Genomic DNA, 13,121 nt, shown 5'->3' with positions numbered 1-13,121 from the left:
CTACCGCCGCCGCGTCTCCCGGTGCCGGATCTCGGTGTCGGGGCCGGGTGAGCACACGCCCTCGTGTCCGTCCTGGAAACGGACGCGGTAGGGCGGGTTCCCCTCCGGGCCCATCACTTCGACGATCTCTCCGACCTTGTCGTGCTGGCCGACCACCCTGCCGTGCTGGACAAGCTGGTCGCCCTCGGTTGCGCGCATCGGGGCCTCCTCTCAACCGCGTGCCCGCTGGGTGACGGCGATGCACACGAGCACAGCCGCGGCCGTCAGCGGGGCGGCCACCGTCAGCTGCTCGTTCAGCAGCAGCACCGACCACACCAGTGTGAGCAGCGGCTGGGCCAGCTGCAACTGGCTGGCCTTGGGGATGCCGACGGCCGCCATGCCCCGGTACCAGACGATCAGCCCGAGGAACTGCGAGCCCGCCGCCACCCACAGCAGGCCGGTCACGCTGTGGACGGTCAACGTCACCGGTTCGACGGTCAGCGCGACCGCGGCGACGGGCACGGTGAGCGGCAGGCACAGCATCAGCGCCCAGCCGATCACCTGCCAGCCCGGCATCACCCGGGCCAGCCTGCCGCCCTCCGTGTAGCCGGCCGCGCACACCAGGAGCGCCGCGAACAGGTACAGGTCGGCCGTGGTGAGCGCGCCGCCGCTCTGCTGCACCGTGAACGCCACGACGGCGGCGGCTCCGGCGAGGGCCGCCACCCAGAAGACGCGCGAGGGCCGGGAACCGACGCGCAGGGCGGACAGCAGCGCCGTGGTCAGCGGGAGCAGGCCCACCACGACCGCCGCGTGCGCGGTGGTCGAGGTCTGCAGCGCCAGGGTGGTCAGCATCGGGAAGCCGAGCACCACCCCGGTGCCGACCACCGCGAGCCCGGGCCAGTGCTTCCGATCCGGTGGCGGGATGCGCAGGGCGAGCAGACAGCCGCCCGCGATCAGCGCCGCGAGCACACTGCGCACGGCCACCAGCGACCAGGGCCCGAACCCTTCGAGACCCCAGGCGGTGGCCGGGAAGGTGAGGGAGAAGGCGACCACGCCGAGGGCGGCCTGGAGGGTGCCGAAGCCACGGCGGTCGCGGGGGGTGGTGACTGCTATCGCGGGTTCGGCGGTAGCGCTACTCTGTGCTCTCATGCATGAGCGTAGCAGTGTCGGTGAGCTGGCGGAGCAGTTGCGAAGGGAGCTGGACCGCTACTCTCCCGGTGGAAAGCTCCCTTCCAGCCGGGCCCTGGTGGAGCGGTTCCGGGTGAGTCCGGTGACCGTCTCCCGGGCGCTGGCGCAGCTCGCCGCCGAGGGCCTGGTGGTCACCCGGCCCGGCGCCGGCGCCTTCCGCGCCCGGCCCCGGACGACGGCCGCGCCCGCCGGGGACACCTCCTGGCAGGAGGTCGCCCTCAGCGCCGACGGCGCCGCCGACCTCGTGCCCCGCTCGGTGGACGCCTCCGGGGTGCTGGTCTCGCTGGCCGCGCCGCCGCCCGGGGTGATCGAGTTCAACGGCGGCTACCTGCACCCCTCCCTGCAACCGGAGCGGGCCATGGCGGCGGCGCTGTCCCGGGCGGGACGCCGGCCGGGCGCCTGGGGACGGCCGCCCATGGAGGGGCTGCCGGAGCTGCGCGAGTGGTTCGCGCGCAGCGTCGGCGGACCGGTGACGGCGGCGGGCGTGCTGGTCACCTCGGGCGGGCAGTCCGCGCTGACCACCGCCCTGCGCGCGCTCGCCCCGCCGGGCGCTCCGGTCCTCGTCGAGTCGCCCACCTATCCGGGCATGCTGGCCATCGCCCGCGCGGCGGGACTGCGCCCGGTGCCCGTCCCGGTGGACGCGGACGGCGTACGGCCCGCGCTGCTCGCGGACGCGTTCCGGGCGACCGGCGCCCGGGTCTTCGTCTGCCAGCCGCTGTTCCAGAACCCCACCGGCGCCGTGCTCGCCCCCGACCGGCGCGGCGAGGTGCTGCGCATCGCCCGTGAGGCGGGTGCGTTCGTCGTCGAGGACGACTTCGTGCGGCGGCTGGTGCACGAGGACGCGGGCCCGTTGCCGCGCCCGCTCGCCGCCGACGACCCCGACGGGGTGGTGGTGCACGTCTGCTCGCTGACCAAGGCGACCTCGCCCAGCTTCCGGGTGAGCGCCCTGGCGGCGCACGGCCCGGTCCTGGAACGGCTGCGGGCCATCCAGATCGTCGACACCTTCTTCGTGCCCCGGCCCCTCCAGGAGGCCACGCTGGAACTCGTCGGCTCGCCCGCCTGGCCGCGCCATCTGCGCGCGATCTCGGCCGCGCTGCGGGCCCGCAGGGACGCGATGACCGCCGCGCTCCGCCTGCACCTGCCCGAACTCGCCCTGCCCTGCGTCCCGTCCGGCGGCTACCACCTGTGGCCGCGGCTGCCCGACGGCGCGGCGGAGTCCGCCCTGACCGCCGCCGCCCTGCGCGCGGGCGTCGCCGTCACCCCCGGCCGCCCCTACTTCAGCGCCGAACCCCCGGCCGGTCACCTCCGCCTGAGCTTCGCGGCGGTGGCCGGCACCGGGGAGATCACCGAGGGCGTACGGCGCCTGCGCACCGCCTGCGACGAGGTGCTGGGATAAGGGTTCGACACCGCCCGGCGCGGCCTGCGAGCATCCGGCCATGAACGACTCCCCGCTCCTGCCCGAGGGCTACGAGATCTCCACCGACCGCGCCCGGATCGACGCCGCACGCGTGCACCGGTGGCTGTCCACCGACGCGTACTGGGCGCTGGGCCGCTCCCGCGAGAAGCAGGACCGGGCGATCGAGGGCTCGCTCAACTTCGGCGTCCACGACACGCTCTCGGGGGAGCAGGTGGCGTACGCGCGGGTCATCACCGACCGGGCGACCTTCGCCTGGCTGTGCGACGTGTACGTGGATCCGTCGGTGCGCGGCAAGGGGGTCGGCACGGCGCTGGTGGCGGCCGTGCGGGAGGAACTGCGGCCCTGCGGGCTGAAGCGGATCATGCTGGCCACGCACGACGCGCACGGGGTCTACGCCAGGCTGGGGTTCCGGCCGCTGGAGCGGCCCGACCGCTGGATGGCGCTCGTCGACGGATGACGGCGCGTTCCGGGGTGCCCGACCGGCGCGGCCGCACCGGTCGGTGAGGCCGGACGCACCTTGAGTGACGGCTCGGTGACACCCCTTGACCCGCCGCACCCGGCGACCCACGATCGCCGCATGGCACTTCGGGTCACGTTCGTCGCCGCCGCGGGGAGCTCCTCGGTGCTCACCGAACGCTTCGAGGACGACCGGCCGCTGGACCGGGCCGGCTGGAGCGAGGTGCAACGGGTCGCGCACGCACTGCTGCCGCTCGCCGCGGCCGAGCTGCGCTACTGCTCCCCGGCCCCGCGCAGCCGCGCCACCGGGGAGGGGCTCGGATACGCGCCGCTGGTGCAACTCGCCCTGCGGGACTGCGACATGGGCCGCTGGCGGGGGTTGACCCTGGGGGAGGCGATGGCCCGGGAACCGGGGGCCGTGGACGCCTGGCTCGCCGACCCGCGGTCCACCCCGCACGGCGGGGAGCCGCTGCCGGCCTTCATCGGCCGGGTCGGCGGCTGGCTCGACACCCGGCCGGCCGAGGACGGCTGCCGGGTCGTCGCCGTGGCCGAGCCGTCGGTGATCCGCGCGGCCCTGGTGTACGTGCTCAAGGCCCCGCCCGCCACGTACTGGAACATCGACGTCCGCTCACTGGCGACGATCGGCGTCGCCGGCCGGGCGGGCCGCTGGAACCTGCGGCTCGAAGGGGTGCCCACTCAGACCGTGCGCGCGTAGCCGGTGATGAGCTCCAGGTCCTTGGCGGGACCGCGCACCCGCCAGACCGCCCGCCAGTGGTCCGCGTCCCGGACGGTGAACTCGCCCCGGTAGAGGTCGGCCGAGCAGGGGTGGTCGGCGACGTACCGCCCCGTGGTGAGGTCCAGGTCGTGGAAGGGGCGCCCGTCCGCGAACCGTACGTCCGCCGTGCCGCCCGGTCCGGGCAGGAAGCGCAGGGTCCGCCCGGCGGGCCGGGTGACGCCCCGCCAGGTGAAGTCGCCGGACTCGCTCTGCAGCAGGCCGCCGCCCTCCAGCGGGCCGAAAACGACCGTTCCCTCGAAGCGCCCCTCCTCGCCGCTCGCCAGGTCCCGCACGGTCCGTTCCGCCCGCCAGCGGCCGCTCAGGTAGCCCAGTGCGTCGGGCACCGGCCAGAACTCGCCCATCCCGCCTCGTTCCCGCGTGGTCTCCGTTGTCGCACGACCCATTGACGTGCTCCTGCCTCCTCCCTATCTTGCCGTTCGAAGTGCTGACCAATGATCGATATGTCGAACACTCCTAGAGTCACCCACTCCTAGAGAGAGCCGCTGAGTATCCATGTCACGCACAGCACGCAGCCGCACCCGCCTCAGACTCGGTCTCACCGCCACCGCGCTCCTGACGGCCGCCGCCCTCGTCCCGGCCCCCGCGCACGCCGAGGACACCGCCGACTACACGATCACCGTCGACCCGGGCGCCGAGGGCGCGGAGATCGACGACACGATGTACGGCGTCTTCTTCGAGGACATCAACCGGGCCGCCGACGGCGGTCTGTACGCCGAGCTCGTGCAGAACCGGTCCTTCGAGTACTCCACCGCCGACAACGGCTCCTACACGCCCCTGACCTCCTGGACGGTGGGCGGCACGGCCGAGGTGGTGAACGACTCCGGCCGGCTCAACGAGCGCAACCGCAACTACCTCTCCCTGGCAGCCGGTTCGTCGGTGACGAACTCCGGCTACAACACCGGCGTCCACGTGGAGGAGGGCGAGCGGTACGACTTCTCCGTGTGGGCCCGCGCCGAGAGCGGCACCACCCTCACCGTCACGCTGAAGGACGCCGCCGGTGAGCTCGCGACCGCCCGCAGGGTGGCCGTCAAGGGCGGCTGGGCCAAGTACGAGGCCACCTTCAAGGCCTCCCGCACCAGCAACCGCGGCCGGCTCGCCGTCGCCTCCTCCGCCGCCGCGGCCCTCGACATGGTGTCGCTGTTCCCGCGCGACACCTACAAGAACCAGCCGAACGGCCTGCGCGCGGACCTCGCCGAGAAGATCGCCGCCCTGAAGCCGGGCTTCGTCCGCTTCCCCGGCGGCTGCCTGGTCAACACCGGCTCCATGGAGGACTACAGCGAGGCCTCCGGCTGGCAGCGCAAGCGCTCCTACCAGTGGAAGGACACCGTCGGTCCGGTCGAGGAGCGCGCCACCAACGCCAACTTCTGGGGGTACAACCAGAGTTACGGCCTCGGCTACTACGAGTACTTCCGCTTCGCCGAGGACATCGGCGCGATGCCGCTGCCCGTCGTCCCCGCCCTGGTCACCGGCTGCGGCCAGAACCGGGCCACCGACGACGAGGCGCTGCTGAAGCGGCACATCCAGGACACCCTGGACCTGATCGAGTTCGCCAACGGCCCCGCCACCTCCACCTGGGGCAAGGTCCGCGCCGAGATGGGCCACCCCAGGCCCTTCGGCCTCACCCACCTCGGGGTCGGCAACGAGGAGAACCTCCCGCGCGAGTTCTTCGCCCGCTTCCAGCGGTTCCGGACCGCCATCGAGGCGGAGTACCCGGACATCACCGTCGTCTCCAACTCCGGGCCCGACGACTCCGGCACCACCTTCGACACCGCCTGGCAGCTCAACCGCGAGGGCGAGGTCGACATGGTCGACGAGCACTACTACAACAGCCCGCAGTGGTTCCTGCAGAACAACGACCGCTACGACTCCTACGACCGCAGCGGCCCCGAGGTCTTCCTCGGCGAGTACGCCTCCCAGGGCAACGCCTGGAAGAACGGCCTCGCCGAAGCCGCGTTCATGACCGGCCTGGAGCGCAACGCCGACATCGTCAAGCTCGCCTCGTACGCGCCGCTGCTCGCCAACGAGGACTACGTCCAGTGGCGCCCGGACATGATCTGGTTCAACAACCACGCCTCCTGGGGCTCGGCCGACTACGAGGTCCAGAAGCTGTTCATGACCAACGTCGGCGACCGCGTGGTCCCGTCGAAGGCCAGCACCACACCGGACGTCAGCGGCCCCCTCACCGGCGCCGTCGGCCTGTCGACCTGGGCGACGAGCGCGGCGTACGACGACGTGAAGGTGACCTCCGCCGACGGCACGCCGCTGCTGACCGACGACTTCTCCGGTGACGCCTCGCGGTGGACGCAACAAGGGGGCGGAAGCTGGAGCGTCCAGGACGGCCAGTACGTCCAGACCGACGAGGCCGCCGAGAACACCCTGGTCACGGCCGGGGACCCGGCCTGGCACGACTACGACCTGCACGTGAAGGCCACCAAGAAGGCCGGCAAGGAGGGCTTCCTCGTCGCCTTCGGCGTCAAGGACACCGGCAACTACTACTGGTGGAACCTCGGCGGCTGGAACAACACCCGGTCCGCCGTCGAGCAGGCCTCGGACGGCGCCAAGTCGACGCTGATCTCCAAGGCCGGCTCGATCGAGACGGGCCGCGCCTACGACATCGACGTCAAGGTGCGCGGCCGCCAGGTCACCCTCTACCTCGACGGCCAGGAGTGGGGCGGCTTCACCGACGACAAGCCGGCCGAGCCGTTCCGCCAGGTGGTCACCGAGGACGCCCGCACCGGCGACCTGATCGTCAAGGTCGTCAACGCCCAGCAGGCCGAGGCCCGCACGGCGATCGACCTCGGCGGCGCGAAGGTCTCCTCCAGGGCCCGCGTGACCACCCTGGCCGCCGACGCGGACGCGGTCAACACCGAGACGGACGCCCCGGTCACCCCGGTGACGTCCACCCTCCGGGGCGTCGACAGCGAGTTCACGTACACCTTCCCGGCGAACTCGGTGACGTTCCTGCGGATCGGGCAGCGCTGACCCCGGCCCGCCGGGAGACCGGCGGGCTAGGCTCTCGTACTCATGAGCGTCGTGAGGGTCTGGAAGGGGGTGCGGCGGGCCGACAGGTCCGTCGCACCCTTCGTCGTGGCGGGCAACGTCCTGGTGGGCGGTGTGCTCCTGTGGCTGGCGATCGGCGGGATCGGGAGCCCCGGCACCCGCGAGGAGGAGACCGCCGCACAGGACCTGGCGCTGCGGATCTTCGGCTGCTGGCTGCTGGGCGGAGTGGCACTGTTCGCCGTGCTCGGCATGGTCCGCTCCCTGCTCGGCCACCTCGCCGCCCTGCTCCTCACGCCCCTCGTGATCACCGTTGCCCTGATGGCCCTGGCCTGACCCCCGCCGCCGACGGCCGCGGGACCGTTCCGGGCCCACATTGCATAAACGTGCATGGAAACGTATAGTCATGCCATCCAGGAGGAGGGTTTTCCATGGTGGTACGTGCGGCGGTGGCCGGAGCGAGTGGGTACGCGGGCGGTGAGCTGCTGCGTCTGCTGCTCACGCACCCCGGGGTCGAGATCGGCGCCCTGACCGGCAACTCCAACGCCGGGCAGCGGCTGGGCGCGCTCCAGCCGCATCTGCTGCCGCTGGCCGACCGCGTACTGGAGCCGACCACGCCCGAGGCGCTCGCCGGGCACGACGTGGTCTTCCTCGCGCTGCCGCACGGCCAGTCCGCCGCCGTCGCCGAGCAGCTCGGCGACGAGGTGCTCGTGATCGACATGGGCGCCGACTTCCGGCTGGAGGACGCCGCCGACTGGGAGACGTTCTACGGCTCCCCGCACGCCGGCACCTGGCCCTACGGCCTGCCCGAACTGCCGGGTGCCCGCGCCGCGCTGGAGGGGTCCAAGCGCGTCGCGGTGCCCGGTTGCTACCCGACCGCCGTCTCCCTCGCCCTCTTCCCGGCGTACGCCGCGGGTCTCGCCGAACCCGAGGCGGTGATCGTCGCCGCCTCCGGCACCTCCGGCGCGGGCAAGGCGCCCAAGCCGCACCTGCTGGGCAGCGAGGTCATGGGCTCCATGTCGCCGTACGGCGTGGGCGGCGGGCACCGGCACACCCCCGAGATGATCCAGAACCTCAGCGCGGCGGCGGGCGAGCGGGTCTCCGTCTCCTTCACGCCGACCCTCGCGCCGATGCCCCGCGGCATCCTCGCCACCTGCACCGCGAAGGCGAGGCCCGGCGTCACCGCCGAGTCCGTGCGCGCCGCCTACGAGAAGGCCTTCGCCGACGAGCCCTTCGTCCACCTCCTGCCCGAGGGCCGGTGGCCCGCGACCGCGTCCGTCCACGGTTCCAACGCCGTTCAGATCCAGGTCGCGTACGACACCGCCACCGGCCGGATCATCGCGATCAGCGCCATCGACAACCTGACCAAGGGCACCGCGGGCGGTGCCGTCCAGAGCATGAACATCGCCCTGGGCCTCGACGAGGCCACCGGGCTGACGACGATCGGAGTTGCGCCGTGAGTGTGACGGCAGCGAAGGGATTCACGGCGGCGGGCATCGCCGCCGGGATCAAGGAGAACGGCAACCCCGACCTGGCCCTCGTGGTCAACAACGGCCCCCGCCGCGCCGCCGCCGGCGTCTTCACCTCCAACCGCGTCAAGGCGGCACCCGTGCTCTGGTCCGAGCAGGTGCTGAAGAGCGGGCAGTTGTCCGCCGTCGTCCTCAACTCCGGCGGCGCCAACGCCTGTACGGGACCGAAGGGATTCCAGGACACCCACGCCACCGCCGAGAAGGCGGCCGAGGTGCTGGGGACGGGAGCGGGCGAGATCGCCGTCTGCTCCACCGGTCTCATCGGTGTCCTGCTCCCCATGGACAAGCTGCTCCCCGGCGTCGAGACCGCCGCCGGCCTGCTCTCCGAGCACGGCGGTGAGAAGGCCGCCATCGCCATCAAGACCACCGACACCGTCCACAAGACCTCCGTCGCCGGCGGGGACGGCTGGACCGTCGGCGGCATGGCGAAGGGCGCCGGCATGCTCGCCCCCGGCCTCGCCACCATGCTCGTCGTCCTCACCACCGACGCCGACCTCGGCCCCGAGGCGCTCGACAGGGCCCTGCGGGACGCGACCCGGGTCACCTTCGACCGGGTCGACTCCGACGGCTGCATGTCCACCAACGACACCGTGCTGCTGCTCGCCTCCGGCGCTTCCGGGGTCACGCCCGGGTACGAGGAGTTCGCCGAGGCCGTCCGGGCCGTCTGCGACGACCTGGGGCAACAGCTCATCCGCGACGCCGAGGGCGCCAGCAAGGACATCAAGGTCGAGGTGATCAACGCCGCGACCGAGGCCGACGCCGTCGAGGTGGGCCGCTCCATCGCCCGCAACAACCTCCTCAAGTGCGCCATCCACGGCGAGGACCCCAACTGGGGCCGTGTGCTCTCCGCGATCGGCACCACGAAGGCCGCCTTCGAGCCCGACGAACTGAACGTCGCCATCAACGGCGTGTGGGTGTGCAAGAACGGCGGCGTCGGCGAGGACCGCGACCAGGTCGACATGCGCTACCGCGAGGTCCACATCGTCGCCGACCTCGCCGCCGGGGACGCCACCGCCACCATCTGGACCAACGACCTCACCGCCGACTACGTCCACGAGAACAGCGCCTATTCCTCATGACCGCCACCCGAAAGCACACCGCGCTGCCCAAGGCCCAGATCCTCATCGAGGCGCTGCCCTGGCTGACCCGCCACCACGGCAAGACGGTCGTCATCAAGTTCGGCGGCAACGCCATGGTCGACGAGGACCTGAAGGCCGCCTTCGCCCAGGACGTCGTCTTCCTGCGGCACGCCGGCCTCAAGCCCGTCGTCGTGCACGGCGGCGGCCCGCAGATCAGCCGCGCGCTCGACCGGCACGGCATCGTCAGCGAGTTCAAGGCCGGCCTGCGGGTCACCACCGAGGACGCCATGGACGTCGTGCGCATGGTGCTCGCCGGACAGGTCCAGCGGGAGCTGGTCGGGCTGCTCAACCGGCACGGTCCGCTCGCCGTCGGCCTCACCGGCGAGGACGCGCACACCCTCACCGCCACCAAGCACCGGCCCGAGATCGACGGCGAGCAGGTCGACATCGGGCGGGTGGGCGAGATCACCGAAATCGACACGGGCGCGATCGAGGCCCTGCTCGCCGACGGCCGCATCCCGGTCGTCTCGTCGATCGCCCGCAGCCAGGACGACCACCATGTCTACAACGTCAATGCTGATACGGCGGCTGCGGCACTCGCTGCGGCACTGGGCGCCGAGACCCTCATGGTCCTCACGGACGTCGAGGGACTCTACGAGGACTGGCCGAACAGCGACGAGGTGATCAGCCGCCTCACCGCGTCCCAGCTCGAGAAACTCCTGCCGGAACTGTCCTCCGGCATGGTGCCGAAGATGGAGGGCTGTCTGCACGCCGTGCGCAACGGCGTGACCACCGCCCGCGTCATCGACGGCCGGGTCCAGCACTCGATCCTGCTGGAGATCTTCACGGACGAGGGCATCGGCACCATGGTCGTGCCCGACGAACAGGGGGAGTCGTGAGCAACGCAGAACTGACCGCGCGGTGGCAGGGCGCCCTGATGAACAACTACGGCACCCCGCGCCTGCCCCTCGTGCGCGGTGCGGGCACGAAGGTCTGGGACGCCGAGGGCACGGAGTACCTCGACTTCGTCGGCGGCATCGCCACCAACGCCCTCGGCCACGCCCACCCGGCGATCGTCGAGGCCGTGAGCCGGCAGATCGGTTCCCTCGGCCACATCTCCAACTTCTTCATGGCCGAGCCGACCGTCGCCCTCGCCGAACGGCTCCTCCGGCTCTTCGGCCGGACCGGCCGGGTCTTCTTCTGCAACTCCGGCGCCGAGGCCAACGAGGCCGCCTTCAAGATCGGCCGGCTCACCGGACGGACCCACGTCGTCGCCACCGAGGGCGGCTTCCACGGCCGCACGATGGGCGCCCTCGCGCTCACCGGCCAGCCCGGCAAGCGGGAGCCGTTCCAGCCGCTGCCCGCCGACGTCACCCACGTGCCCTTCGGCGACGCGCAGGCGCTGGACGCAGCGGTCACCGAGGAGACGGCCCTGGTCGTCATCGAACCCATCCAGGGCGAACTCGGCGTGGTCGTCCCGCCCCCCGGTTACCTGAAGGCGGTCCGTGCCATCACCGCCGCCAAGGGCGCGCTGCTCGTGCTGGACGAGGTGCAGACCGGTGTCGGCCGCACCGGGCACTGGTTCGAGTACCAGGCCCACGAGGGCGTCCTGCCGGACGTCGTCACCCTGGCCAAGCAGCTCGGCGGCGGCCTGCCGCTGGGCGCCACCGTCGCCTTCGGCCGCGCCGCGGACCTGCTGGGACCCGGCCACCACGGCACGACCTTCGGCGGCAACCCGGTCGCCTGCGCCGCCGGACTCGCCGTCCTCGACACCATCGAGAACGAGGGGCTGCTGGAGAACGTCAAGCGGCAGAGCGAGAAACTCCGCGACGGGATCGAGGGATCCGGCCACGCCTTGATCGACCATGTCCGGGGCGCGGGCCTCCTCCTGGGTATCGTGCTCACCGAGCCGCTCGCGCCCCAGGTGCAACAGGCGGCTCAGGACGCCGGATTCCTCGTGAACGCGCCCGCCCCCGATGTCGTACGGCTGATGCCGCCGCTGAACCTCGGGGACGACGCGGTGGACGCCTTCCTCGGGGCGCTGCCCGGCATCCTGGACCAGGCCGGCACGGCGGGCGGGGAAGGACGATCCGGAGAATGAGACGACGATGAACCAGGAGCAGGACCAGGGTCAGCACGCCGGGCCTGCCGTGCCGCAGACGCGCACCGCACGCCACCGCCGGATCGTGGACATCCTCAACCGGCAGCCGGTGCGGTCGCAGAGCCAGCTGGCGAAGCTGCTCGCCGACGACGGGCTGAGCGTCACCCAGGCGACGCTCTCCCGTGATCTGGACGAGCTGAACGCGGTGAAGATCCGCAACAACGACGGCGACCTGATCTACGCGGTGCCGAGCGAGGGGGGTTTCCGCACCCCCCGGGCGCCGCTGGGGGAGTCCGCGAAGGAGGAGCGGATGCGGCGGCTCTCGCAGGAGCTGCTGATCTCCGCGGAGGCCTCCGCGAACCTCGTGGTCCTGCGCACTCCGCCGGGCGCCGCGCAGTTCCTGGCCTCGGCGATCGACCAGGCGGAACTGCACGACATCCTCGGCACGATCGCCGGCGACGACACGCTGCTGCTGATCAGCAGGGAGCCGACGGGGGGTCAGGCCCTGGCGGACCACTTGCTCCGGCTGGCCCAGAACGGCCACTGAGCGCTCCGCGGGGAGGGGCCGGGGGCCGGTCACGCGGACCGCGGGCCCGTTGGTGGCCGGTCGCGCAGTTCCCCGCGCCCCTGGGGGAACTGCAGTACTCCCGACTGAGGTGCCCCGCAGCCGCGGGCCCCGCCCCGCAGCCGCGGGCCTCACCCCCGCAGCCGCGGGCAGTCGTGCCGTTGGGGCGGCACGGGTGGGCGCGGCGGCACCCCGCGAACGCGGTGAGTGAAGCCGTCGCCTCAGCCGCGGCGTCGCTCACCCGGTAGCACCGCTCACCCCAGCCACCCCGCCAGCCCCCCGGTGCACCGCACCTCGTCGCCCGCCGTGATCAGCAGCGCCTCGACGTCCGGGAGCGACTCCAGCCACCGCAGCCCCTCCCGCGACCCCATCGCGAACGCCGCCGTGGCCCAGCAGTCCGCCCACGTCAGGCGAGGGGCCACGACCGTCACCGCGACCAGGTCGGTCACCGCGGAGCGACCCGTGCGCGGGTCGACGATGTGATCGCCCCGCTCGGCCGTGCCGGACGTCGCCACAGCCAATTCCGAGGCCCCGGCCGCGGAGACCACGGCGGCGAGACCGCCCGGACGCAACGGGTCCGACACACCCACCCGCCACGGCCGCCCCGCCCCCGGCGCACCCAGCACCTGCACGTCACCGCCCCCGTTGACGCTCACCCCCGTTGCCCCCGCCGCCGCGAGCCGCCGCGCCGCCCGCTCGACGGCCCAGCCCTTGACGATCCCGGTCGGGTCGAGACGCCCCCGGTGGCGCGTGCCGAACCAGCCGTCGCTCACCCGCTCCGCCTCCGCGGCCAGCTCCAGCACCTCGGCGACCTCGGGAGCGCACTCCCCGACGCCCAGCTCACCGCGCGCCAGCCGGCAGATCTGGCTGTCGTCGCGGTACGTGCTGAACACCTCGTCGACCCGGTGCAGCCCCGCGACCGCCTCCTCCAGCACCGCGCGCACCACAGCGGGTTCCCCGCCGCGGACGTCGAAGGAGAAGACGGTCCCCATCGCCTCCTCCGCATGACGCACC

The 13,121-nt window shown here is 72.7% G+C and carries 14 protein-coding genes; 10 read left to right on the top strand and 4 right to left on the bottom strand.

All coding sequences use genetic code 11. The features are described 5' to 3' along the window. Positions 1-198 (bottom strand): DUF1918 domain-containing protein, encoded by a 198-nt coding sequence (locus ACFY3N_RS21450; RefSeq protein WP_390818280.1) that lies wholly within the window; start codon positions 196-198, stop codon positions 1-3. Positions 199-210: 12 nt separating this feature from the next. Beyond that, positions 211-1,128 (bottom strand): DMT family transporter, encoded by a 918-nt coding sequence (locus ACFY3N_RS21445; protein WP_390818279.1) that lies wholly within the window; start codon positions 1,126-1,128, stop codon positions 211-213. Here ACFY3N_RS21445 and ACFY3N_RS21440 point away from each other — a divergent pair. From ACFY3N_RS21440 to ACFY3N_RS21430, 3 genes are all read left to right on the top strand, one after another. Next, complete coding sequence (locus ACFY3N_RS21440; protein WP_390818278.1) at positions 1,127-2,563, top strand: PLP-dependent aminotransferase family protein; 1,437 nt, start codon at positions 1,127-1,129, stop codon at positions 2,561-2,563. The genes ACFY3N_RS21445 and ACFY3N_RS21440 overlap by 2 nt on opposite strands. Positions 2,564-2,603: 40 nt before the next feature. Beyond that, positions 2,604-3,041 (top strand): GNAT family N-acetyltransferase, encoded by a 438-nt coding sequence (locus ACFY3N_RS21435; RefSeq protein ID WP_390818277.1) that lies wholly within the window; start codon positions 2,604-2,606, stop codon positions 3,039-3,041. A gap of 120 nt (positions 3,042-3,161) precedes the next feature. Further along, on the top strand, positions 3,162-3,755 hold the full coding sequence (locus ACFY3N_RS21430; protein WP_390818276.1) for a histidine phosphatase family protein: 594 nt from the start codon (positions 3,162-3,164) through the stop codon (positions 3,753-3,755). Here the strand turns inward: ACFY3N_RS21430 and ACFY3N_RS21425 are convergent. Continuing rightward, positions 3,737-4,177, bottom strand: coding sequence for a DUF6314 family protein (locus tag ACFY3N_RS21425; protein ID WP_390818331.1), 441 nt, complete (start codon positions 4,175-4,177; stop codon positions 3,737-3,739). The two genes, ACFY3N_RS21430 and ACFY3N_RS21425, sit on opposite strands and share 19 nt — an antisense overlap. A gap of 151 nt (positions 4,178-4,328) precedes the next feature. On the opposite strand from ACFY3N_RS21425, the gene ACFY3N_RS21420 reads away from it, so the two are divergent. From ACFY3N_RS21420 to ACFY3N_RS21390, 7 genes are all read left to right on the top strand, one after another. Next, entirely contained in the window at positions 4,329-6,818 is a 2,490-nt protein-coding gene (locus ACFY3N_RS21420) for an alpha-L-arabinofuranosidase C-terminal domain-containing protein (protein ID WP_390818275.1), read from the top strand. Between the two features lie 42 nt (positions 6,819-6,860). Then, on the top strand, positions 6,861-7,169 hold the full coding sequence (locus ACFY3N_RS21415; protein ID WP_390818274.1) for a hypothetical protein: 309 nt from the start codon (positions 6,861-6,863) through the stop codon (positions 7,167-7,169). Between the two features lie 95 nt (positions 7,170-7,264). Beyond that, positions 7,265-8,293, top strand: a complete 1,029-nt coding sequence (gene argC / locus ACFY3N_RS21410; RefSeq protein ID WP_390818273.1) for an N-acetyl-gamma-glutamyl-phosphate reductase — start codon at positions 7,265-7,267, stop codon at positions 8,291-8,293. Beyond that, a complete protein-coding gene (gene argJ / locus ACFY3N_RS21405; RefSeq protein ID WP_390818272.1) occupies positions 8,290-9,441 on the top strand; it encodes a bifunctional glutamate N-acetyltransferase/amino-acid acetyltransferase ArgJ in 1,152 nt (383 codons plus the stop codon). Before argC ends, argJ begins: the two co-directional genes overlap by 4 nt. Then, positions 9,438-10,340, top strand: a complete 903-nt coding sequence (gene argB / locus ACFY3N_RS21400) for an acetylglutamate kinase (protein ID WP_390818271.1) — start codon at positions 9,438-9,440, stop codon at positions 10,338-10,340. The genes argJ and argB overlap by 4 nt, the downstream gene beginning before the upstream one ends. Further along, complete coding sequence (locus ACFY3N_RS21395) at positions 10,337-11,542, top strand: acetylornithine transaminase (protein ID WP_390818270.1); 1,206 nt, start codon at positions 10,337-10,339, stop codon at positions 11,540-11,542. Before argB ends, ACFY3N_RS21395 begins: the two co-directional genes overlap by 4 nt. 7 nt (positions 11,543-11,549) lie before the next feature. Further along, a complete protein-coding gene (locus ACFY3N_RS21390; RefSeq protein WP_390818269.1) occupies positions 11,550-12,089 on the top strand; it encodes an arginine repressor in 540 nt (179 codons plus the stop codon). A gap of 272 nt (positions 12,090-12,361) precedes the next feature. On the opposite strand, the gene ACFY3N_RS21385 is transcribed toward ACFY3N_RS21390, so the two are convergent. Further along, positions 12,362-13,099 carry an FAD:protein FMN transferase gene (locus tag ACFY3N_RS21385; RefSeq protein WP_390818330.1) on the bottom strand — a complete coding sequence of 246 codons (738 nt, stop codon included), beginning with the start codon at positions 13,097-13,099 and terminating at the stop codon, positions 12,362-12,364. Positions 13,100-13,121 lie beyond the last annotated feature (22 nt).

This window comes from Streptomyces sp. NPDC000348, assembly GCF_042898795.1.
Taxonomy (GTDB): Bacteria; Actinomycetota; Actinomycetes; order Streptomycetales; family Streptomycetaceae; genus Streptomyces.
Note: the sequence above shows the minus strand (reverse complement) of the source record. Positions and strands in the feature narration are given on the sequence as shown.

What these genes read in the sequence shown, in the direction of transcription:
- ACFY3N_RS21430 (WP_390818276.1), top strand. Translation starts at nt 3,162, where the DNA reads ATGGCACTTCGGGTCACGTTCGTCGCCGCCGCGGGGAGCTCCTCGGTG.
- ACFY3N_RS21415 (WP_390818274.1), top strand. Translation starts at nt 6,861, where the DNA reads ATGAGCGTCGTGAGGGTCTGGAAGGGGGTGCGGCGGGCCGACAGGTCC.
- ACFY3N_RS21420 (WP_390818275.1), top strand. Translation starts at nt 4,329, where the DNA reads ATGTCACGCACAGCACGCAGCCGCACCCGCCTCAGACTCGGTCTCACC.
- ACFY3N_RS21435 (WP_390818277.1), top strand. Translation starts at nt 2,604, where the DNA reads ATGAACGACTCCCCGCTCCTGCCCGAGGGCTACGAGATCTCCACCGAC.
- ACFY3N_RS21385 (WP_390818330.1), bottom strand. Translation starts at nt 13,099, where the DNA reads ATGGGGACCGTCTTCTCCTTCGACGTCCGCGGCGGGGAACCCGCTGTG.
- ACFY3N_RS21425 (WP_390818331.1), bottom strand. Translation starts at nt 4,177, where the DNA reads ATGGGCGAGTTCTGGCCGGTGCCCGACGCACTGGGCTACCTGAGCGGC.
- argC (WP_390818273.1), top strand. Translation starts at nt 7,265, where the DNA reads ATGGTGGTACGTGCGGCGGTGGCCGGAGCGAGTGGGTACGCGGGCGGT.
- argB (WP_390818271.1), top strand. Translation starts at nt 9,438, where the DNA reads ATGACCGCCACCCGAAAGCACACCGCGCTGCCCAAGGCCCAGATCCTC.
- ACFY3N_RS21440 (WP_390818278.1), top strand. Translation starts at nt 1,127, where the DNA reads ATGCATGAGCGTAGCAGTGTCGGTGAGCTGGCGGAGCAGTTGCGAAGG.
- ACFY3N_RS21445 (WP_390818279.1), bottom strand. Translation starts at nt 1,128, where the DNA reads ATGAGAGCACAGAGTAGCGCTACCGCCGAACCCGCGATAGCAGTCACC.
- ACFY3N_RS21390 (WP_390818269.1), top strand. Translation starts at nt 11,550, where the DNA reads ATGAACCAGGAGCAGGACCAGGGTCAGCACGCCGGGCCTGCCGTGCCG.
- ACFY3N_RS21450 (WP_390818280.1), bottom strand. Translation starts at nt 198, where the DNA reads ATGCGCGCAACCGAGGGCGACCAGCTTGTCCAGCACGGCAGGGTGGTC.